Annotated in this window: 19 protein-coding genes; 6 read left to right on the top strand and 13 right to left on the bottom strand. The window is 64.4% G+C overall.

What is annotated here, in order from left to right; genetic code table 11:
- Positions 1-17 precede the first annotated feature (17 nt).
- Positions 18-254, bottom strand: a complete 237-nt coding sequence (locus EPB08_RS09055) for a helix-turn-helix domain-containing protein (RefSeq protein ID WP_130618765.1) — start codon at positions 252-254, stop codon at positions 18-20.
- A gap of 7 nt (positions 255-261) precedes the next feature.
- Positions 262-693, bottom strand: coding sequence for a DUF2975 domain-containing protein (locus EPB08_RS09050; protein WP_165418455.1), 432 nt, complete (start codon positions 691-693; stop codon positions 262-264).
- Positions 694-827: 134 nt separating this feature from the next.
- On the opposite strand from EPB08_RS09050, the gene EPB08_RS09045 reads away from it, so the two are divergent.
- A complete protein-coding gene (locus EPB08_RS09045) occupies positions 828-2,165 on the top strand; it encodes a pepsin/retropepsin-like aspartic protease family protein (protein WP_130618763.1) in 1,338 nt (445 codons plus the stop codon).
- A 44-nt stretch (positions 2,166-2,209) separates the two neighbouring features.
- Here EPB08_RS09045 and EPB08_RS09040 read toward each other — a convergent pair whose 3' ends face one another.
- Genes EPB08_RS09040 through EPB08_RS09030 form a run of 3 tightly spaced genes read right to left on the bottom strand, consistent with a single transcriptional unit; the run spans position 2,210 to position 5,160 of the window.
- Positions 2,210-3,013, bottom strand: a complete 804-nt coding sequence (locus EPB08_RS09040) for an amidohydrolase (protein ID WP_130618762.1) — start codon at positions 3,011-3,013, stop codon at positions 2,210-2,212.
- A complete protein-coding gene (locus EPB08_RS09035) occupies positions 3,001-4,146 on the bottom strand; it encodes a pyridoxal phosphate-dependent aminotransferase (protein ID WP_130618761.1) in 1,146 nt (381 codons plus the stop codon). The genes EPB08_RS09040 and EPB08_RS09035 overlap by 13 nt, the downstream gene beginning before the upstream one ends.
- Before the next feature lie 60 nt (positions 4,147-4,206).
- Positions 4,207-5,160 (bottom strand): LysR substrate-binding domain-containing protein, encoded by a 954-nt coding sequence (locus tag EPB08_RS09030; protein ID WP_130618760.1) that lies wholly within the window; start codon positions 5,158-5,160, stop codon positions 4,207-4,209.
- A gap of 115 nt (positions 5,161-5,275) precedes the next feature.
- Between EPB08_RS09030 and EPB08_RS09025 the strand changes: the two genes are divergently transcribed.
- Entirely contained in the window at positions 5,276-5,860 is a 585-nt protein-coding gene (locus tag EPB08_RS09025) for an FMN-dependent NADH-azoreductase (protein WP_130618759.1), read from the top strand.
- Between the two features lie 723 nt (positions 5,861-6,583).
- On the opposite strand, the gene EPB08_RS09020 is transcribed toward EPB08_RS09025, so the two are convergent.
- Both EPB08_RS09020 and EPB08_RS09015 read right to left on the bottom strand, forming a co-directional pair.
- Positions 6,584-8,260: an amidohydrolase gene (locus EPB08_RS09020; RefSeq protein WP_130618758.1), complete on the bottom strand. Its 1,677-nt coding sequence runs from the start codon at positions 8,258-8,260 to the stop codon at positions 6,584-6,586.
- Between the two features lie 92 nt (positions 8,261-8,352).
- Positions 8,353-8,589 carry a hypothetical protein gene (locus EPB08_RS09015; RefSeq protein WP_130618757.1) on the bottom strand — a complete coding sequence of 79 codons (237 nt, stop codon included), beginning with the start codon at positions 8,587-8,589 and terminating at the stop codon, positions 8,353-8,355.
- A 318-nt stretch (positions 8,590-8,907) separates the two neighbouring features.
- Here EPB08_RS09015 and ligD point away from each other — a divergent pair, with 318 nt between their 5' ends.
- Positions 8,908-9,810 (top strand): non-homologous end-joining DNA ligase, encoded by a 903-nt coding sequence (ligD, locus tag EPB08_RS09010; protein ID WP_229238275.1) that lies wholly within the window; start codon positions 8,908-8,910, stop codon positions 9,808-9,810.
- A gap of 7 nt (positions 9,811-9,817) precedes the next feature.
- Here the strand turns inward: ligD and EPB08_RS09005 are convergent, their stop codons facing one another.
- The 3 genes from EPB08_RS09005 to EPB08_RS08995 form a co-directional block, all read right to left on the bottom strand.
- The gene (locus EPB08_RS09005; RefSeq protein ID WP_165418454.1) at positions 9,818-10,228 is read right to left on the bottom strand and encodes a response regulator; all 411 of its coding nucleotides are present in this window, start codon (positions 10,226-10,228) and stop codon (positions 9,818-9,820) included.
- Between the two features lie 150 nt (positions 10,229-10,378).
- A complete protein-coding gene (locus tag EPB08_RS09000; RefSeq protein WP_130618755.1) occupies positions 10,379-11,023 on the bottom strand; it encodes a response regulator in 645 nt (214 codons plus the stop codon).
- Positions 10,978-12,567 (bottom strand): sensor histidine kinase, encoded by a 1,590-nt coding sequence (locus EPB08_RS08995; protein WP_130618754.1) that lies wholly within the window; start codon positions 12,565-12,567, stop codon positions 10,978-10,980. Before EPB08_RS08995 ends, EPB08_RS09000 begins: the two co-directional genes overlap by 46 nt.
- A gap of 468 nt (positions 12,568-13,035) precedes the next feature.
- Here EPB08_RS08995 and EPB08_RS08990 point away from each other — a divergent pair, with 468 nt between their 5' ends.
- The 3 genes from EPB08_RS08990 (at position 13,036) to EPB08_RS08980 (ending at position 14,889) form a co-directional block, all read left to right on the top strand.
- The gene (locus tag EPB08_RS08990) at positions 13,036-13,698 is read left to right on the top strand and encodes a response regulator (protein ID WP_165418453.1); all 663 of its coding nucleotides are present in this window, start codon (positions 13,036-13,038) and stop codon (positions 13,696-13,698) included.
- A 76-nt stretch (positions 13,699-13,774) separates the two neighbouring features.
- On the top strand, positions 13,775-14,356 hold the full coding sequence (locus tag EPB08_RS08985; protein ID WP_130618752.1) for a DUF4136 domain-containing protein: 582 nt from the start codon (positions 13,775-13,777) through the stop codon (positions 14,354-14,356).
- A 65-nt stretch (positions 14,357-14,421) separates the two neighbouring features.
- Positions 14,422-14,889 (top strand): glycine zipper domain-containing protein, encoded by a 468-nt coding sequence (locus EPB08_RS08980; RefSeq protein WP_130618751.1) that lies wholly within the window; start codon positions 14,422-14,424, stop codon positions 14,887-14,889.
- A 34-nt stretch (positions 14,890-14,923) separates the two neighbouring features.
- Here the strand turns inward: EPB08_RS08980 and EPB08_RS08975 are convergent, their stop codons facing one another.
- The 3 genes from EPB08_RS08975 to EPB08_RS08965 all read right to left on the bottom strand — a co-directional run bounded on the left by EPB08_RS08975 (position 14,924) and on the right by EPB08_RS08965 (position 18,682).
- Positions 14,924-16,171: a BamA/TamA family outer membrane protein gene (locus EPB08_RS08975; protein WP_130618750.1), complete on the bottom strand. Its 1,248-nt coding sequence runs from the start codon at positions 16,169-16,171 to the stop codon at positions 14,924-14,926.
- Positions 16,172-16,391: 220 nt separating this feature from the next.
- A complete protein-coding gene (locus tag EPB08_RS08970) occupies positions 16,392-17,291 on the bottom strand; it encodes a DUF2950 domain-containing protein (protein ID WP_130618749.1) in 900 nt (299 codons plus the stop codon).
- Between the two features lie 2 nt (positions 17,292-17,293).
- Positions 17,294-18,682, bottom strand: a complete 1,389-nt coding sequence (locus EPB08_RS08965; RefSeq protein WP_229238273.1) for a DUF3300 domain-containing protein — start codon at positions 18,680-18,682, stop codon at positions 17,294-17,296.
- Positions 18,683-18,906 lie beyond the last annotated feature (224 nt).

The raw sequence follows: 18,906 nt of genomic DNA, 5'->3' as shown, positions 1-18,906 counted from the left end.
CATCGACAGGGCGTTTTTCATTCGGCGCCTGGCGCGCCCTCTTCCTCATCACCCGGCTCGTAGGCCAACAGGTCACCCGGCTGGCACTGCAGGAACTCGCAGATCTTGCTCAGCGTTTCAAAACGCACGCCACGCACGCGGCCGGACTTGAGCAGCGAGAGATTGGATTCGGTGATGCCCACGAATTGCGCGAGTTCGCGCGATCGCGCCTTGCGCAGGGCCAGCATGACATCGAGTCGGACTACGATGGCCATGCGCGCCTCAGACGATCGAGCGCTGGTCGTCTTCGAGGCGGGCCGCCTCGTCGAACAGACGCGCCACGAAGAAGAACACCGCCGCCGGCAGCAGCGAGAACAGATCGTCACCCGAGAACGTCAGGCGCAGTGACCCGCTCGCACCCTGTTGCCATGCCTCCCACAACGAGGCGATGGGTGGCAACAGCACGCGCAATAGGGCAGCGACCATCAGCAGGCACGCGAAGCGGCGAAAGTGCCGCGTCACCGCCACGGAGAACAAGGCGTCCGGGTGCACATGTCCAAGCATGCGCGCCAGTTCGACCAACGCCGCACTCGTGATCACGGCAAGCACGGCGGCGATACCGGCCGCCCAGGCACGAGGCAATCCGTCGGTGAACAAGGTGGCCGCCACGATGCTGCCCGAGCCGCCCGGGCCCCAGATGCCGAGCGCGGTCACCGCCAGGCAAACGGCAGCACCCAGCCAGGCTGCCCAGCGGAGCGCATGCGCTGCCGACGTCAGTCGCCGTGCTGTTGCATGAACATTTTTTTCTGTATTACGATAATTTTTAATCGTCATACGGGCACCATAGCATGAAACAAAGTTATCTGATCAGGCTTTCACCGCTGTGGCTGGCCGCCGCGCTTGCACTGGGGCCGACCCACGCTACGGCGACGGCTGTCGCGCCGGACGCCGACCCTCGAGCGGCCCTTGAGGATGCTGCCGGGGGCGAGGTGTTTCGCCTCGAAGCGCAACTTCCCCGTATCAAGGATCCAGGCATCGCCCTGCTCGCCCGCGCGCGGATCGCTGCGGCGCGAATGGATGTCGTGGAAGCGCGGCGCCTGGTCGACAGCTACCTCGCGGCGGCCGAACGCAGCCCGGCCGAATGCGCCCTGGCATGGCCCATCGCCGCGGATGCCAGCTTTGCCGCCGGTGATTACGCCAAGGCTGCACAGGCTTCCCACGCGTGGCAGACCGCGCTGGCCGATGCCGGCGCAAAGCCAGAGCAACAAGCGGATGCGCTGCAGATGGCAACGCTGTCCGAACAGTTGAGCCACGCACTCGCGCAGAAAGTGACGACATACGCGCCGCAATCCATGACCATCGTGCACGACAAGGTCGGCCTGCCGCGTGGCGGCGTCATCATCAATGGCATGGCGCAGGATGCCGTGCTCGATACCGGCGCCAATCTCTCCGTCGTATCGTTGAGCACCGCACGCAAGCTCAAGCTGCACATGCTCGACGGTGCGGCGAGCGTAGGCAGCTCAAGTCGACAGGCAGTCGCCACGCGCATCGGCGTGGCGGATCACCTGGCGCTCGCCGGTCTCGAACTCGACCATGTGGCGTTTCTCGTGCTCGACGACGATCAGCTGAGCATGCCGGTGCCTGGCGGCTACCACATCGATGCCATCGTCGGTTTTCCCGTGCTGCGCGAGTTGCAACGCATCCAGTTCACCTCGGACGGGAAACTGGTGCCCTCGCGCAGCACTGCCGCAAACGTGCCGGGCAACATGCGCCTCGCAGGCAGCGACCTCTATGTCGATGTCACGTTGAACGATCTTCCGGTAGCGATGCACCTGGATAGCGGCGGCTCGCATTCCGCCCTCTCGTCGCGTTTCGCGCGCGAGCATGCGGCATTGTTCAAGGGTCTTGCATCGCAGAAGGATCACGTGGCGGGCGCCGGCGGAGCGCGCGACCGCACCTCGGTGATGTGGCCGCATGTGCGCGTGCATATCGGCGACCAGCAGGTAGAGATCAACGGCATCAGCGTCTCGCTGGGTGACGCCGGCAACGTCAAGGAACCGAACGTGCTTGGTGGCGACATCCTGCGTGCGTTCGACGGTTGGACCATCGACTTCAGGCGCATGCAATTCGACGTTGGCGCGCCGAAAACGCAAACGGCCTCCACCAGGGAGGCCGCAGTGCGTTGACGATGGAAGCGCGACCAGCCGCTCGGGTTTGGTCGCGTCGTCGCTCAGTTCGAATCGAGCGTGAAGCTGTCGGCATCCATCCAGGCGGGAAACCGCTCGCGATGTGCGAGCAGCGGCGCCGGATCGACCGTTACCGTCACCACCTGCTCCTGCGGGCCCAGCTCGACGAGCGGCTCACCGACCGGATCGAGCACGGCGCTGTCGCCGGCATACGGCAAGTCATTGCCATCCACGCCAACGCGATTGAGGCCGATCACGTAGCTCAGGTTTTCTATCGCGCGTGCGCGCAGCAGCGTGCGCCACGGCTGGCGGCGCGGTGCCGGCCAGTTGGCGACGAAGATGGCGAGGTCGTAATCCATGCCGCCCGTCGCTTCTTCGCGACGGCCATTGCGCAGCCATACCGGGAAGCGCAAGTCGTAGCAGACCTGCGGAAGAATGCGCCAACCCTTGAGCTCGACGATCAGGCGTTCGTTGCCGCCGCCATAGCGCGTGTGTTCACCCGCCATGCGGAACAAATGGCGCTTGTCGTACTGCGCGAAGCTGCCATCGGGGCGCGCCCAGATCAGGCGATTGAAGACTTTGTCGCCTTCGCGGATGGCGAGGCTGCCGCACAGCACGGCATCGACTTCCTGCGCGAGTGCGCGCATCCACGCCACGCCTTCGCCATCCATGGTCTCGGCGCTGGCACGCGTGTCGTTGCTGAAGCCCGACAGGAAGGTTTCCGGCAGCACGACGAGATCGGTCTGGCCGGCCACGCGACGCACCAGCTCGCCGTAGTACTCGCGATTGGCGGGCGCATCGTGCCAACGGGTGGCACCCTGCACCAGGGAGATTCTCAGAGCTTGCATAGGCGCTCCGCGGCAGCTTCCATGGTGGCGTCGCTCTTGGCAAAGCACAGGCGCAGCAGATGCGTGCCCGGTGCCGTCTCGTAGAACGGCGTGAGCGGAATCGCGGCCACGCCGCCCTCCTTCACCATCCACTCGCAGAACGCCACGTCGTCCTGGTCGCTGATGGCCGAGTAGTCCACCAGCTGGAAATAGCCGCCCGGCACGTCGAGCAGCTTGAAGCGCGACGGCTTGATCAGCTCGCGGAAACGGTCGCGCTTGGCCTGGTAGAAGGCCGGCAGTTCCAGGTAGTGCTCGGGCGTGCTTGCCATGAACTCGGCGAACGCCACCTGCGCCGGATGGAACGTGCAGAACGTGAGGTACTGGTGCACCTTGCGGAACTCGGCTGAGAGCGCCTTGGGCGCGACGGCGTAACCAAGCTTCCAGCCGGTGCAGTGGTAGGTCTTGCCGAACGAGGACACCACGATGCTGCGCGCGGCAAGTTCCGCGTGGCGCAACACGCTCTGGTGCTGGGCGCCGTCGTACACGATGTGTTCGTAGACTTCGTCGGACAACACCACGATCTCGGTGTCGCGCACGATGGACGCGAGCTCGTCGAGATCCGCCGACGACAGTACCGCGCCCGTCGGGTTGTGCGGGCTGTTGATCAGGATCATGCGCGTCTTCGGCGTCACCGCATCGCGCACGCGCTGCCAGTCGACCGAGAAGGTCGGCGCCTGCAACGGGATGTGCACGGCACGCGCACCCTGCAGTTCGATCGCCGGCTCGTAGCTGTCGTAGGCGGGATCGAACACGATCACTTCATCACCCGCGCGCACGACCGCGGCAATCGCGGCAAACAGTGCCTCGGTAGCGCCGGAGGTCACCGTCACTTCGGTGTCGGCGCTCAGCTTGTGGCCGTACATGCGCTCGGTCTTGAGTGCGATCTGTTCGCGCAGCGTCGGCAGGCCGATGCCGGGCGCGTACTGGTTGCGTCCTTCGGCCATGGCGCGCGTGATGGCGTCGCGCAGCGGCTCGGGCGGCTCGAAATCCGGAAAGCCCTGCCCCAGGTTCACGGCCTTGTGTTCGACCGCCAGCTGGCTCATGACGCTGAAGATGGTGGTACCGACTTTCGGCAGCTTGGTATCGATGTGCATGGTCCGGATGTCTGGAAGGCTAAACAAAGATGCTAACACGCGCCCTGTGGCAGGCCGAGGTCAGACGTACTTGCTGCATTGGGCGTGCTTCTCGCGCACGGTATCGGGCAGCTTCTCCGCAAGAAAATCCACGAAGGCACGCACGCCGGGCAAGAGGCCCCGGCGGCTTGGATAGACGAAGTGCATAGTGCCTTGCGGCACGCTCCATTCGGGCAACACCACCTCGAGCTCCCCGCGGGCAATCGCGGGGCCGCACACGAACTCCGGCAGCAGGGTCACGCCGATGCCGCTCTTGCAGCTTTGCAGCAACGCGGCGAAATCCCCGCAGATCAGGCGGGGCTGGATGTCGACCACGATGCGGTCGCCATGGGCGTCGAGCAGCTCCCAGCTTTGCGCGCCCTCGTGCTCCTGCATGCTGAGTGCGGGAATCCTGGACAGGTCCGACGGCTGCTCGGGGCGACCATAGCGCTTGAGCAGGTCCGGGCTGGCCACCAGCATGGTGGTCGACTGGCCAAAGGTACGCATCACCAGGGTGGCGTCGGTATCCAGCTTGCTGCGCACGCGGATGGCGATATCGAAGCCCTCGCCTATCACGTCCACGCGGCGGTCAGTGGCCTGCAGGCGCACCTGCATCTTCGGGTGCTGCTCCAGGAAGTCCGGCAGGATGTGGCCCACCACGGTCTGCACCAGCGACACCGGGCAACTCACACGCACCACGCCACGCGGCTCGGAACGCACCTCGTCCACCGCCTCCTGCGCGGCACGCGCCTCCTCGAGCACGGCACGGCAGTGGCTGTAGAAGCGCTCACCGACTTCGGTGACCACGAAGCGGCGCGTGGTCCGCTGCAGCAGGCGCACGCCCAGGCGCTCCTCCAACTGGGCAATGCGCTTGCTCAGCCGCGACTTGGGAATGCCAAGCGCCCGGCCCGCGGAGGAAAAGCCGCCGTGCTCCACGACCGCAGCGAAGAAATACAGGTCATTGAGATCCTGCAAGGCACCGTCCAATACCGTCATCGCTGTTTCCTTATTGGAACAATACGTTCGATTTTACCCGTCTTATCGAGAGATTGTCTCCCGAGTACCTTTGTTCCGTCGCCGGATGGTCCGGCCCGTTACTGAGGAATTTGCCATGAAACTGCTGCATCTCGACGCTAGCGCCCTGGGTGGCCACTCCGTTTCGCGCACGCTGACCGCTGCCATCGTAGCCGAACTGACGCATAACTCCCCCGCTACGGAGGTTATCTACCACGATCTGGTCGCCAACCCGCTCCCGCACTGGACCCCGGTGGCTGATGCCAGCGACCCGGCCGCTGTACTTGGCAGCCAGATGATCGAGGAGTTCCTTGCCGCCGACGTGGTGGTGATCGGCGCGCCGATGTACAACTTCTCGATCCCCAGCCAGCTGAAGGCCTGGATCGACCGCGTCGCGGTGGCCGGCAAGACGTTCCGCTACACCGCCAATGGCCCGGAAGGCCTGGCAGGCGGCAAGCGCGTGATCATCGCCTCATCGCGTGGTGGCGTGTACAGCGAAGGCAGCGCCGCAGCGCCGATGGACTTCCAGGAGACCTACCTGCGTGCCGTATTCGGCTTCCTCGGTGTCACCGATATCGAGTTTGTCCGCGCCGAGGGTGTGAATCTGGGTGAGGACAACAAGGTGGCGTCACTGAAGACGGCTCATGCGTCGATTGGTGAAGTGACGCGCAAGGCTGCGTAAGGTTCTTTGCCCTCTGGGCTGAGGGCAGCAACTCGATGAAGGGCGCTTGCCGTTGGCAGCGCCCTTTGTTGTATCTGGCTTCCTTGTAGGAGCGCATCCAGTACGCGACCGCGGCGCGGATCATCACCTCTGCGGTCGCGCACAGGGTGCGCTCCCACAACGAACGGCGGCCCCAATCTCCGCAACGCGATGTGCCGCGCAGCGGCACGAGCCGGCACCGGGGCCCCTGTGTGGCGGTGAGGGGTGGACGATCAGGCCCCGCAGGGGTGCCCGACAGGGATGTCGGGCACTTTTCGTCCGGGCAGGAGCCCGGTCGAAAAGCCCGGCCGCCCCTCACGGACTGGCTGGGCGCAGCCCAGACAGCGCCGCGCGGGGCGCCTTTCTCTTTGGTTACTTTCTGACGCGAAGCTAATCCCTGTGGGACTTGGGCAAGCAAGAAAAAGTGACCCGGCCTCCGGCAGGAGGACGGAAGCCCGCGGCAGGCGAGCCAGGTCTCAGCAATGCCAGATCAAAAGCGAAAGTCACTGGATTCCCGCTTGACCAGCCTGCGGCTGTTGAAAAGCGTCTCGCGGGAATGGCAGTGAAAACCGAGGCGAACGGCGGTCGCGCACTGGGTGCGCTCCTACAGTGGAGAGGGCGCGCGACGTGGAGAGGGCCGTGGCAAGCGACCACGCGCCCTCATGCATCAAGGAGCACCGCCCTCTACACAGGCTCTGTCGTGCATCAGTGCGCGGCTTCCGCCTTATCCGCCTGATAAACCGCCTTGCCATCCACCCACGTGCTCAACGGCTTGAGGTCGGCAATCTGTCGCGGCGGCACGGTCATCAGGTCGCCGTCGAGGATCACGAAGTCCGCGCGCATGCCGGGCTTGAGCGTGCCCACTTCGTTTTCCATGAAGGCCGCAAAGGCCGCGCCACGCGTGAAGCCGGCCAGTGCCTGGATGCGGCTGACGCGCTGGTCGGGCAGCCAGCCGCCCGGCGGTTGGCCGTTGAGATCCTGGCGGGTGACGGCGGCGTACAGGCCCAGCATCGGGTTGACCTGCTCCACCGGGAAATCCGAACCGAAGGCCAGCGGCACCTGCTCGTGGATGAAGCGCTGCCAGGCATACGCGCCCTTCAGGCGTTCGGCGCCAAGGCGTTGTTCGGCCCAGGGCATGTCGGAGGTGGCGTGGGTCGGCTGCATCGAAGCGATCAGGCGCAGTTTGGCGAAGCGCGGGATGTCGTCGAGCGCCAGGATCTGTGCGTGTTCCACGCGCCAGCGATGATCGCTGTCCGCATGGTCGCCCAGCACCGACTGGTAGGTGTCGAGCACCATGCGATTGCCGCGATCGCCAATGGCGTGCGTGGCCACCTGCACGTGGCAGCGATAGGCCTTTTCCACGGCGCTGCGATAGGCATCCGGCGAGGTCACCAGGATGCCGCGGTTGCCATGGTCGTCGTTGTAGTCCGTCAGCAAGGCCGCGCCTCGGCTACCCAGCGCGCCGTCCATATAGAGCTTTACGGTGCGCATCTGCAGGCGGCCGCCTGCGTCGGCCCAGTGCCCGCCTTGCGAGCACAACCAATCGAGCGCCGCATGATTGCCATCGGCCATTTCGTACAGGCGCAGCGGGACTTCGCCCGAGGCAGCCATTTCCTGCAGCACCTTGAAGTCGTCGAGGCTAACGCCCGGGTCGTGCACGCCCGTGAGTCCAACCGCGACGGCATCGGCGAACGCTGCCTTGTAGGCTTCGCGCGTCTGTTCGTGGGTCAGCGGTGGAATTGCATCGGCCACCAGGCCCACCGCGCCATCCACCAGCACACCGGTGGCCTTCTTGCCTTCGCGCACGATGCGGCCACCTTGCGGCTGCCAGTCGCCATCCAGCGGCTTGGTGGCGTGCTTCATCGCCGCCGTGTTGACCCATACGGCGTGGCCATCGACGCGCTCGAGGTAGACCGGGCGATCCGGAAAGGCCGCATCAAGGTCCGCCGCCGAGGGGAATTGCTTCACCGCCCAGCGGTTCTGGTCCCAGCCGCGGCCGATCAGCCAGACGCCCTTGGGGAGCTTGGCGGCGCCCGCCTTCAGGCGATCAAGGATCTCCTGCTTGGACGAGGCGCCTACCAGGTCCACCTGGATATGGGTCATGCCCAGGCCAAGCATGTGGCCATGGGCATCGATCAGGCCGGGGATCACCGTGGCGCCCTGGGCGTCGACCTTGGCGGCGTCCGGATAGCGCTTCTGCAGGTCAGCCGTATCCCCTACGGCAAGCAGGTGGCCATCGTCCTTCCATGCCAGCGCCGTGGCTTCCGGGCGCGCGGGATCCATCGTGTGGATGTGGGCATTAACCAGCAGCGTGGTGGCCTGCAACGGCAGGGCCGACATGGCGAGCAATGCGATCGACGAGCAGCGGAGCGACAGACGCATGGTTGGGTCCTGTGCATGAGACCCCGCGACTTTGCCCAGCAAACGTCATTCAGACAAGCGGCCATGCAGCATGCATGGCGCTCACCCCTGACTCAGGCGGCGCGCACCAGGAATGGGCCCAACCGCTCGAACTGCGCGACCCGGATGGTCGACTCGTTACCGGGCATCTCCACGCAGACGGAGCGACCGGAACGCAGGTGCTCGTCGCGCGCGACTTCACGCGCAAGCCGGATGGCATCCGGGAGCTGCAGATCACTGAATAACGAAGCGCCAGAACGGCACACGTTCCATTGGCCTTCGGCCGATTGATTGAGCGAGTAGATGACCATGTTCCAACCCAGTAGGGAGAGGGAGAGCCCTGCCACTGCTCGATCGTGTGAGCGAAAAGCTCACCAAGCTGTCCATCCAGGACCGACCAAGAGTGCACTCGATCTACAGAGGAACCTATCGGTTCCTGACTGAGTATTGCGTAGGAATACGACTACATCGTGAGGTCTCATAAGGTGACTCCGATTTGTCCCGAAGGCAACTGTTTCACAGCTGATACACGCGGGCTTGTCCGCGCATGGGTCACCGTCGCGTCTCATGCGAAACCACGGCATACATGCAAAAAAATGCGTACGTGCATGCATGGAGAGAGCGACGCCATGAGCAGGCAAGGCACCGACGACATCGTCATCACGCATCCCGAGCGCGTACTTTTCCCCGACGCGGGTGTCACCAAGCAAGACGTCGCCGACTACTACCGGCGCGTCATGGACTGGTTTCTCCCTGGCATCGCCCATCGCCCGACATCGATCCTGAGGTTTCCCGAGGGCATCGGCGAACAGGGCTTCTTCCAGAAACACCCCATGCGCGGGATGACCCATGTCGGCCACGTCAGGCTGCGCGAGGAAAGTGGAGCCACGGACGACTACCTCTGCCCGACGGATGCGTCGTCGGTGGTCGGGCTGGTGCAGTTCGGTGCGATCGAATTCCATCCATGGGGATCGCGCGCCGATTCGCTGGAAACGCCGGACTATCTGGTCTTCGACCTGGATCCCGGAAAAGGCGTGGACTGGAACGACATCATCGACGCCGCACGACTGGTTCGTTCGCGCCTCGACGAGGTGGGCCTGCAGAGCTTTGTACGCACCACGGGAGGCAAGGGACTGCATGTCGTGCTGCCCTTGCATACGCCCTGCACCTGGGAGGACGCCAAGCGCTTTGCACAGGCATTTGCCCACACGTTGGCCAACGAACAACCGCGCCACTTCATCGCAAAGGCCAACATGGAAGAACGTGCCGGCCGGATATTCATCGACTACCTGCGCAACAGCCGCGGTGCTACCAGCGTGGCATCGTATTCGCTGCGCGGCCGCACTGGCGCCACGGTAGCGACGCCATTGCGCTGGCAGGATCTGGGCAAGTGCAAGCATCCCGGCGACTTCAACATACACACGCTGCCACGACGACTGGCGAGACTGCTTAGCGATCCATGGGATGGTTTCGCCACGCTGCGCCAAGGCCTGGAAAAGGCCCTGCGGGCATACGGCGATTCGATCGATTGAGGGGTGCTCAGCCGAGCAGCGCTTCGACACGCCCCAGCGTCGGCGACACGAAGTAGCGGTTGTCCAGCACGCACTTCACGGCGTCGGTGAGTTCCTCGCCCGCCGAAGCCTTCAGCACGTAGCCCTTGCCGATCGCGAGTGCTGCACGTGCCAGCGTGGGATCGTCGTGCACGGTGATGAAAACCACAGGCAATCCGGGTCGCTCGGCCAGCAGTTCGCGCGCGGCCTGCATGCCATCCATGCCGGGCATGCTGATGTCGGTCACCACCACGTCCGGCCGCAGGCGCCGGGTCGCCTTGACCAAGGCTTCGCCGTGCCCAACAACGGCGAGCACATCGAATTCGCCGCCAAGCACTTCGCGGATCTGCTCGGCGACAGGAGGATGGTCTTCGGCCAGAACGACCGTCGGTCGCGTCACGCTCGCCCCCGGTGGACGGATAAGGCTACCGACGCAGCATTATCCATCGCGGGAACTTCCGCCACCGAAAGAGAACCGAGTTTCCGCTAAGTAAAACTACCCTATCCTGTGGTCGAGTCCGTCGAAAAGCGTGAAATCCTGCCGGTCCGGTCAGAACAGCAGCCCAAGATCTTCGGCGCGACGCACCAGTTCCAGCGTGGAGTGAACCCCCAGAACCTGCATCATGGTGTACTTGTGGGCCTCCACGGTACGCACCGACAGGCCAAGCTGCAGTGCTATCTGCTTGGAACGAAGCCCCTCGCCCACCAGTCGAAGCACCTGCAACTGCTTGGAGGTGAGGTTGCGCATGTCGGTCAACTGGCCGCTGATGTAGCGCGCGCCCAACGCAGGGGTCACGTAGGTGCCACCCAGCATCACCTGTTGCGCGGCATTGCGCAGGTCCTCACCGGCCGAGCTCTTGAGGATGTAGCCGCTGGCCCCGGCCCTAAGCGCCGCCACGGCCAGTGCCGGTTCCATGTGCATGGTGAGAAACACGAAGCGCGTGCCGATGCCTACCTGGCGCAGCCGCTTCAGCGCATCCATGCCGTTGCAACGCGGCATGTTGATGTCGGCCACCACCAGATCGGGCTGCAGGCGGCGTACCGCTTCGATGAGCGCCTCGCCGTCGGAAACGATCTCCATCAATTCAAAGTCTTCGTCGAGGATGTGTTGCACGCCCTCGGCAACCATGCGGTGGTCATCCGCAATGATCAGGCCAGGCCGTGCAACGGCGTGTACGGTGCTAACGGAATGCATATGCATAGTTCAGTCCCTTTCCCCAGAGTCGATTGCAATCGATAGCTGCCACCAAGCAGCTTCGTGCGCTCGTCGATGCTCATCAAACCCAGTCCCCGGTGGTGCCCCTCTGCTTCCGTGGCGAATCCCTTGCCGTCGTCCTTTATTGTGAGATTCACTTGCTCATCACCGATATGCAGCTCGACCTCGACGTGCTGCGCCTCGGCGTGCCTCAACGCGTTGCCCAACCCCTCCTGGGTCACCCGGTAAAGACACAGCGCCACATCCTCGGGAAGATCCTGCGCATGCGGCGACACTTTCAACTCGATATACGGTCCCATCCGCTGACGCTGCGCCTGGCACAGGCTTGCCAATGCAGCGGTCAGTCCTGTCTGAGTAAGCATGCTCGGATGAAGGTCGTGTGAAAGATGGCGCACGTCTTCGGACAGGGCGATCAACTCGCTCTGCAGCTGGCTTACGTCGTTGCGATTGCTCTCGTCCACCTTGCGACGCAGGGCACTGAGGCGGATCGATGCCACTGCCAGACGCTGGTTGATGTCGTCATGCAGATCGCGCGCAATCCGCGCCCTCTCCTGCTCCTGCGCCACGATCAGGCGGCCCGCCAATTCGCGCACTTCGGTACTGCTGGCGGAAAGGGCACGCTGCGTGAATCGCCGTTGCTCCACCAACGCGGCGAGGAACAACGAGGCGGTCGCCATGCCCAGCATCCACAGCTGCACGCTGAGGTTGGTATGGGCCACGCCGCCCTGCACGAAGGGACCGTCCTGCGACAGGCTGAGCTGGATGGCGATCACGCCGATGATCAGGTTCACCACGCTGGTGCCGGGAATCTGTGCACGCAGGGCCACGTAAATGGCCAATGGCACCGGCGCGAGCAACAGCAACGGACGCACGGTGGCCATGCTGCCCAGCTCACGCCAGCCGAACCAGAGGAATACCAGAGCGGCCGTGGTGATCAGCAGCATGTTCCAGCTCGGCAGCGCATCGCGACGCAGCGACGATGCGGGATTGGCGAGGCTGACGATCGCCGGCGGCAGCAAGGCGTAACCCAGCGAGTCGGCCAGCCCGACATGCCACCATGGCCCGGACAGCCAGGGCGGCAAAACCATGACCAACGCCGTCCATGAAATGAGCATGGCCGTCACCAGCGGCAACAACACCACGGCCACCACCACGAAACCCAGCAGGCGGCCAAAATCGTCGATGGTCTGGTCGGCGCGGAACCGGCTGATGACGAGCGCGGCGACATTGATCAGCACCAATACCAGGGGCGAGACCACCATCATCCCTTCCACCGGCAAACCCATGCTCGCAGAAATGGCCATCATGCCGAGCAGCCAGCCGACATCGTAGGCAGGCCAGTAACGATTCGATTCGCTCAGCAAGGCGGATAGCAACAGGGGGCCGGGCAGCCAGATCGCCTGTGCATCGCTCTGGCGGTTCCATATGGCCATCGACAACCACTGCAAGGCGACCGCGGCGACGAACATGCCGGCGCCACGCGCGAGATGAGGCAGACCACCCGTCAGTGCCTTTCCGCCCATGATCCCCTCACCGTCCTTGCGACGCCCCAACCCTCAGGACGACCATCCAAGTGGGGGCACTCCCTCCAGCGCCCCCATCGCAAACGTAATTTCTCCACGAAGGGCGTCACGCCCTCGTGATGACTTGCGTAGTTCTACGGACAACGACGGGCGACTACAGGCGTAGTCGTGTCCGCCTGACGGACGACGGACCGACCAGGCAAGGGCCTGCAAATGCAGCGGAACCGGTATTTCGCAGCCAGGGCACAGTATTTTTACTGGGCGAGTTTGAGTGAAAATTCGCTTATCACGCGACCTCCGACGGCCCAAGCTGGCAGGTAGCTAATGCGCTGAAAACCGAGGAGTCGGCTGATGCGGCATGACCTACCGCCATCGCTACCCGCCCCCTGCGCCACTCGTTTGTGCGCGCGATGCAGCGCAGTCGGCTCGACCTGAGCCATGGCCATCAGGGGAACCCGCCAAACCAGGGTGAAACGGCTGCGCGTCCTGCTGGCTGACGAACATCGCTGCGTCGCCGAAGGTCTCGCAGGACTGCTGGCCAAGCGAACCGACTCCGTGCGCATCGTGCATGACGGGGAGGCCTTATTGCTGGCCGCGCTCGCCGGCGAAGCCGACCTGGTGATCACCGATATCGCGCTCTCACCCTTCAGCGCGCTGCACGCCTTGCGACGCCTGCGCAGGCAGGGTTGCGAGGTGCCGGTGATCGTGTTGTCCACGCATGGCGAACCGCTGATCGTACGCGAGGCGATGCAGGCCGGCGCCAATGGCTACGTCCTGAAGCAATCCACCAGCGGCGAACTCTACAGCGCCATCGAAGCCGTCTCCGCTGGCAATCAGTACGTCAGCCCGGAACTGATGGCGTCGCTGCTGCAGGCACCCGAAGCCGCACATCACCTCACCCGCCGACAGCGCGACGTGATCCAGTGCATGGCCAAGGGCCAACGCACCAGCGAGATCGCAGCCACGCTCGGCATTTCCGTGCGCACGGTGGAAAGCCATCGGCAGGCACTGCTCGACCTGCTCGGCGTGCACAGTGGCGTCGCATTGATCCGAGAAGCCGAGCGACTCGGCCTGATTCCCCTGACGCCCTACGACGCCAATGCCCACGCAGGCGAGGAGCCATGCTCGTGATCCGGCGCATGCCACTGCCCGCCATGCACACCCTGCCTGCTGCCGCGCCTGTCCGCATTGCAAGAGGACCCAAGCCATGAGGCGATTACGCTTAGCCCTGATTCTTCTGCCGTTCGTGGTGGCGTCATGTTCCGCCATCACGGTCACCAATCAATGGAAGGATCCGACCTGGGCCGGCCCGCCGGCTTCCAACGTGCTCGTGCTCGGCATCGCCAAGAGCGATACGAACCGACGCCTGTTTGAAGACACCTTTGCCCAGGAGTTGCAGGCCAGCGGCGTCACCGCCGAGGAAAGCTACGCCGTCATTCCCGTGGGCGGCGGGCCCAAGGAAAAGCTTGTCGAACTGGTGAAGAGCAGCGGTGCCGAGGCTCTGCTGGCCACGCGCGTGCAGCGCGTCGAGCAGAAAACCAACGAGATGACCTCGGGCCCTGCCTACGGCCGTTTCTATGCCTGGTACGGCAACGCGTGGTCGATGTCACCCGAACTCACGCAGTACGATGTCGTCACGCTGGAAACGAGCGTGTGGGACCTGAAGACCGAAAAGGTCATCTGGTCCACGACGACCGAGAACGTCAGCTCCACCAACATTCCACAGGCCGTGCGCAAGCTCGCTTCCACGCTCATCCCCAAGCTCAAGAGCGATGGTGTGATTCGCTGAGCTGAAGCGGTGGCGTCGCTTTCTTCCGTCGCCATCGCGCTCTTCTCTTCCCACGGAGCGCCACCATGAACAACGTAATCGCCCGTCTCGTTACCCTCAGCTGCTGCGCCGTTGCCACGGCCGCCCTGGCCCAGCAGGCGCCACCGATGCCGGTGGCCTATCCGGCACAGGGGCAGGACGCCAACCAGCAACAAGCCGACAAGAGCGCCTGCATGTCGTGGGCGCAGAGCAATGCACCGACGCAGGCAGTGCCGCAGCAGCAGACCGGGCCTGCGGTCGGCGGAGGACAGCGCGTTGCCGGAGCAGCGCGCGGCGCAGCCGCCGGCGCCGTGATCGGCGGCGTGGCCAATGACGATGCCGGCCATGGCGCGGCCGTGGGTGCCACGGCTGGCGTGGTGGCGGGCGGCATGCGTGCACGCCAGCAGCGGCGCGAGCAGAACGCCGCCGCGGCGCAGACGCAGAGCAACAACGCCGCCAACGTTGGCTCGGCCTACGGCGCCTGCATGAAGGGCAAGGGCTACACGATCAGCTGAGGCGGGACGGGTTGCAGCGCATGGCGGCGGCGATTCAACGCCATGCGCTTCCAACCTGGATGTAGAACGCGTGGTCGTCTTCGCTGCGTGCCCAGTCGATCCCCACATACATGCCCAGTGCCCGCGCTATCAGATAGCGGAACCCCACGCCTTCCGTGGTGTGCGTGCTGGCGTCCCCGAAATCCAGGCGACGGCCCCAGGCCTTGCCTGCGCCGCCGAAGCCCAGCAGCGCCCAGCGCGGCGTGAGATTCCAGCGCAGTTCCGCCTCCACCATGCCGACGTTTTCGTCCTGGTAACGGCCATAGGAAATGCCACGCAGGTCGATCGACGGTAACTGGTAGAACGGCGTGTCTCCTCGCGCGGACCGGACATCGGCACGCAGACCAAGCACCCAGCTTTCGGCGATCGGCAGATAGCCGTAGACATGCGTGCGGTAGGTCTGGAATGTGTTGTCGCTGCCGAAGGCAGGCGCATACGACGTGCCTTCCAGCCGCCACAGCCAGCCTCGCGATGGCGTCAGCGTGTTGTCGCGCGAGTCGTAGCTGAGCCCGAGGCCCAGGCCGGACGCGCGGCTGGCGAAGTCCTTCGGCTGGAAATACTGCTGGTCGCTCTGCAGGTTGAGCCGGCTGTCGAGATCCATGTAGATCCAGCGCCCCGACACGAACCAGTCGCTGTGCCCCAGGCGCCGCGATACCTGCTGATAAGCAAAAAGACCATCCAGGTTGTAGCCGATCTTGCGGCTCTCCTGCAGCAATCCCTGTGTATAGAAATCCAGATTGACCGACGCCTTGCCGACAAGAGCGGCGTAGCGCCAGGTGTCGTCCTTGAAATGGAAGGTGCCACCCAGGCCATAGCCGTAGGTGCCGTTCTCCGTCTTGAAACCACCGAGGCCGTAGATGTCCGGAGGAATGCGGTCGCCACGCTCCTTGGACTCTTCGGACTGCTTGGGTCGGCGAAAGAACATCGCCGCCAGCCCGCCACCGGTACCCACGGCCGGCTCGGTGATGATGATCGGCACCAGCAGCGCACCCTTGTGCTGCAGCAGCCAGCGCGACATGTCGATGTCGCCATCCTTGGGGTCCTTGAACCGATCCCACCAGGAGGTATCCGGATCGACGGGCGCGTCGGCGGGTGTCTGCGCAGCGGGGGCCGATTGTGCGAGCAGTGGCGCCCGGTTCACCGGCGCGCTGCCTCCGGCCTGCACGGGAGCCACCTGCGCCTGCAACGACGCCGATGCCAGCAGCACCGGAAACCACCAGGCAACCGAGTATTTGCGTGTCATCCCTGCCCTCACTGGCATGTTCGATGTCAGGTGCGCGCGCATGCGCGATACGGTGCGGCGATCCGCTTCGCGCGGATGCCGCTCCGTTCGGTGAAGCAGCGTCAGCGACACGCAGGCCGAGCTTGCCCCATGGAGACCATGGGGCACAGCGCAATTACTCGGTAGTTGGCTAGGTAGAACTACCTAACGATGCCGCCCGCCTCGCGGGCCGCGCCGACCATCACTGGTCTTGCTTGACCTCTTCCCAACTACTGTCGGGATCGAAGGACTTCATCGACTCCGCGATGCTCGCACCGTTCTTGCCGAGATCCTTCTCGAACACCTCGCCGTCATGACTCACCATGAAACTCATGACGCCCGTCTCACCGTACTCAGAGGGCCACGCAACGAGCGCGAAGCCGCTCGTCATGCGCCCGCCCACGATGTAGTTGTAGGCGCCGCCGGGGGCCGACGGCCCTTGCGAGGTGAGGATGCGATAGCGATAGCCATGGAAATCCGGGCCCTTGGGTTCCTGCCCCACGAAACGCTCGCCCAGGGGGCTCTGCGGCTGGTCATCGGTCACCGGCCAGTAAAGGCCATCCTGCTTGCCGGGGCTGCTCCTGAGCTTCTGCGCGTACTGCAGCACCTTGTCACCGTCGCGATCCTGCGTGGCGTATTCGCGCTGGGCGTCGTAGTAGGCAAGCATCGCCTGCTCTGTCGCCAACTCATTCGCGCCGATACGGCGAACGCGGATTTCTTCCGCGCCCTTCTTCAGGTCGAAATGCCAGCCTTCCTTGTCCTGGGCAAGGGGGAGCGGCAACACCCAGTTTTCCGAACCGACAACCAGATGCGTCGCACCATCCGCCGTATCGATGCGATGGCTTTCGTCGTAGCGCTTGAGGAACAGGTCCACGTCGTCGCGATCGATACCTTCGGTGGGAATGTAATCCTTCCAGTCCGCACCCAGCACCTTGGCGAGCGCATCCTTGTCGTTGTCGCGCAACGCCTTCACGAACGCCGTGGATGCCGCGTCGGCCGACGGATAATTGGCTTCCTGCGCGAGTACCAGCGAGGAGACCGTGCAGCCTGACCACAAGGTCAGCGCGAGAGCGAGGCGAAGTGCCCATGGATTGCGATTCATGGTCAGTCTCCTATGCGACGACGGCCACCACCACCACCGCCCCGGCTGGGCGCTGGACGCGACATCTGCCGGCCGCCACCGCCGCCGGCACCACGAGACTGGGACATCGACCGTTGGCTGCTCTGCCCACGATTCATCTGCGAGCGTGACGATCCAGGTGACTGCGAACCACTGAAGGCGTTGTTGCGCGCGCTGCTGCCTTGCTGCCGGCCACCAAAGTCGCCACCACCCTGGCGGTTGCCTCCGGCCGCGCCCTGGCGGTTGCCGCCACCAAAGTCACCGCCCTGGCGATTACCACCGCCGATATTGCCCCGGTCGGCGCCACCGCCCACTCCCTGTCCACCACGGTTGCCGGCGGACGGGCGATTCAGTGCGTCACCGGTCTGCCCGGCACCACGCCGCGCTGCCATGGACGAGCCGTTGCCGGTGCTGCGGTCGAAGCTGCCCAATGCGTTCTGGCGGCTGGCGTCCCTCTGCGTGTCGCGGCCGCGGAACGCTTCGCGTTGCTGCGAGCCACCACGCCCCTGGTCGAAGCGTTGCCGACTGCCCTGGTCGCGGTACGGCGTTCCTCGCCGGTTGTCCGGGTTGTGGTTCCAGCGCTGGTTGCCATTGCCGGACATGCGATTGTTGACGTTGTTGACGCTGTTGTAGCGATTGACGTTGACGTTGACGTCGCCATGGCCCCAGTTGAAGCCACCCCACAACGCGCCGGTGACGGCGATGCCCACGCCGAAGGCCAAGCCAGCGGCCAAGGCCTGCCCCGGATAGTAACCAGGGTAGTAACCGTACGGCGGCGGCCAATAGGTCGGCGGGTAAGACGGGTAAGGCCAGGAGCCGTACACCACGGTCGGGTTGTACTGCGGCACGTACACCACTTCCGGATTCGACGGTTCGATCTGGATGATGGTGGTGCCCTCGCTCGATCCCGGCGGTGCCGCCTGCTCCGTCACCTTCTGTTGTTCATTCGACTTGAGGCTGCCCGCTGACTTGGCCTGCGAGCGCAGACGCTGCACCGACGCCATCACGTCGTCCGGCTGGGCGAGAAAGGCGTCACCCACGTTCTGCACCCAGTCCGGATGCGCCTTCATCTGGGCCAGCACCTGCGGGAAGGCCACCAGCGATTGCACGCTGGGGTCCCAGGGCTTGGTGTTCACCTGCTTGACCGCATCGTCACCCTTCACCTTGGTGTTGGCCGCCGACCAGTCGGCCGCCTCGGCGACATCGCTGGGATAGGTCGTGGCCATGAAGATCTGGGAGAGCAGCGCATCCGGATACAGCGCCACGGGGGCGAGCATCTGGTCGAGTTGTTGCTTGTTGTAGATCTGCTGGCTCTGACTCTGAGCCTGGCTTTGGCCCTGGGGCTGCGCCTGGCTCGTCTGTGCCTGGGCCATACCCGACACGGCGATCGGAACCGACGCAAAACACCAAAGGCATGTCCGCAGGAATCCAAAACGCATCGTCGTCTTCATGGTGCTGCTCCCATGCCGCCATCGCGCTTGTATCAGCTTGACTCTTCGGGGGCTCGGTTGACCACTGCATTTATGCGGTAGCAACGCTACGTAAATCTACCTAGCCACGATGCGCGCAAACTTGCGACGCTGGGCCTCCGTAAAAT

Origin of the sequence: Dyella amyloliquefaciens, assembly GCF_004296575.1 — a bacterium.
GTDB lineage: Bacteria > Pseudomonadota > Gammaproteobacteria > Xanthomonadales > Rhodanobacteraceae > Dyella > Dyella amyloliquefaciens.
Note: the sequence above shows the minus strand (reverse complement) of the source record. Positions and strands in the feature narration are given on the sequence as shown.

What these genes read in the sequence shown, in the direction of transcription:
- EPB08_RS08970 (WP_130618749.1), bottom strand. Translation starts at nt 17,291, where the DNA reads ATGAATCGCAATCCATGGGCACTTCGCCTCGCTCTCGCGCTGACCTTG.
- EPB08_RS09035 (WP_130618761.1), bottom strand. Translation starts at nt 4,146, where the DNA reads ATGCACATCGATACCAAGCTGCCGAAAGTCGGTACCACCATCTTCAGC.
- EPB08_RS09015 (WP_130618757.1), bottom strand. Translation starts at nt 8,589, where the DNA reads ATGGTCATCTACTCGCTCAATCAATCGGCCGAAGGCCAATGGAACGTG.
- EPB08_RS08995 (WP_130618754.1), bottom strand. Translation starts at nt 12,567, where the DNA reads ATGGGCGGAAAGGCACTGACGGGTGGTCTGCCTCATCTCGCGCGTGGC.
- EPB08_RS09040 (WP_130618762.1), bottom strand. Translation starts at nt 3,013, where the DNA reads ATGCAAGCTCTGAGAATCTCCCTGGTGCAGGGTGCCACCCGTTGGCAC.
- EPB08_RS08965 (WP_229238273.1), bottom strand. Translation starts at nt 18,682, where the DNA reads ATGGCCCAGGCACAGACGAGCCAGGCGCAGCCCCAGGGCCAAAGCCAG.
- EPB08_RS09045 (WP_130618763.1), top strand. Translation starts at nt 828, where the DNA reads ATGAAACAAAGTTATCTGATCAGGCTTTCACCGCTGTGGCTGGCCGCC.
- EPB08_RS09030 (WP_130618760.1), bottom strand. Translation starts at nt 5,160, where the DNA reads ATGACGGTATTGGACGGTGCCTTGCAGGATCTCAATGACCTGTATTTC.
- EPB08_RS08985 (WP_130618752.1), top strand. Translation starts at nt 13,775, where the DNA reads ATGAGGCGATTACGCTTAGCCCTGATTCTTCTGCCGTTCGTGGTGGCG.
- ligD (WP_229238275.1), top strand. Translation starts at nt 8,908, where the DNA reads ATGAGCAGGCAAGGCACCGACGACATCGTCATCACGCATCCCGAGCGC.
- EPB08_RS09025 (WP_130618759.1), top strand. Translation starts at nt 5,276, where the DNA reads ATGAAACTGCTGCATCTCGACGCTAGCGCCCTGGGTGGCCACTCCGTT.
- EPB08_RS09000 (WP_130618755.1), bottom strand. Translation starts at nt 11,023, where the DNA reads ATGCATTCCGTTAGCACCGTACACGCCGTTGCACGGCCTGGCCTGATC.
- EPB08_RS09055 (WP_130618765.1), bottom strand. Translation starts at nt 254, where the DNA reads ATGGCCATCGTAGTCCGACTCGATGTCATGCTGGCCCTGCGCAAGGCG.
- EPB08_RS08975 (WP_130618750.1), bottom strand. Translation starts at nt 16,171, where the DNA reads ATGACACGCAAATACTCGGTTGCCTGGTGGTTTCCGGTGCTGCTGGCA.
- EPB08_RS09020 (WP_130618758.1), bottom strand. Translation starts at nt 8,260, where the DNA reads ATGCGTCTGTCGCTCCGCTGCTCGTCGATCGCATTGCTCGCCATGTCG.
- EPB08_RS08980 (WP_130618751.1), top strand. Translation starts at nt 14,422, where the DNA reads ATGAACAACGTAATCGCCCGTCTCGTTACCCTCAGCTGCTGCGCCGTT.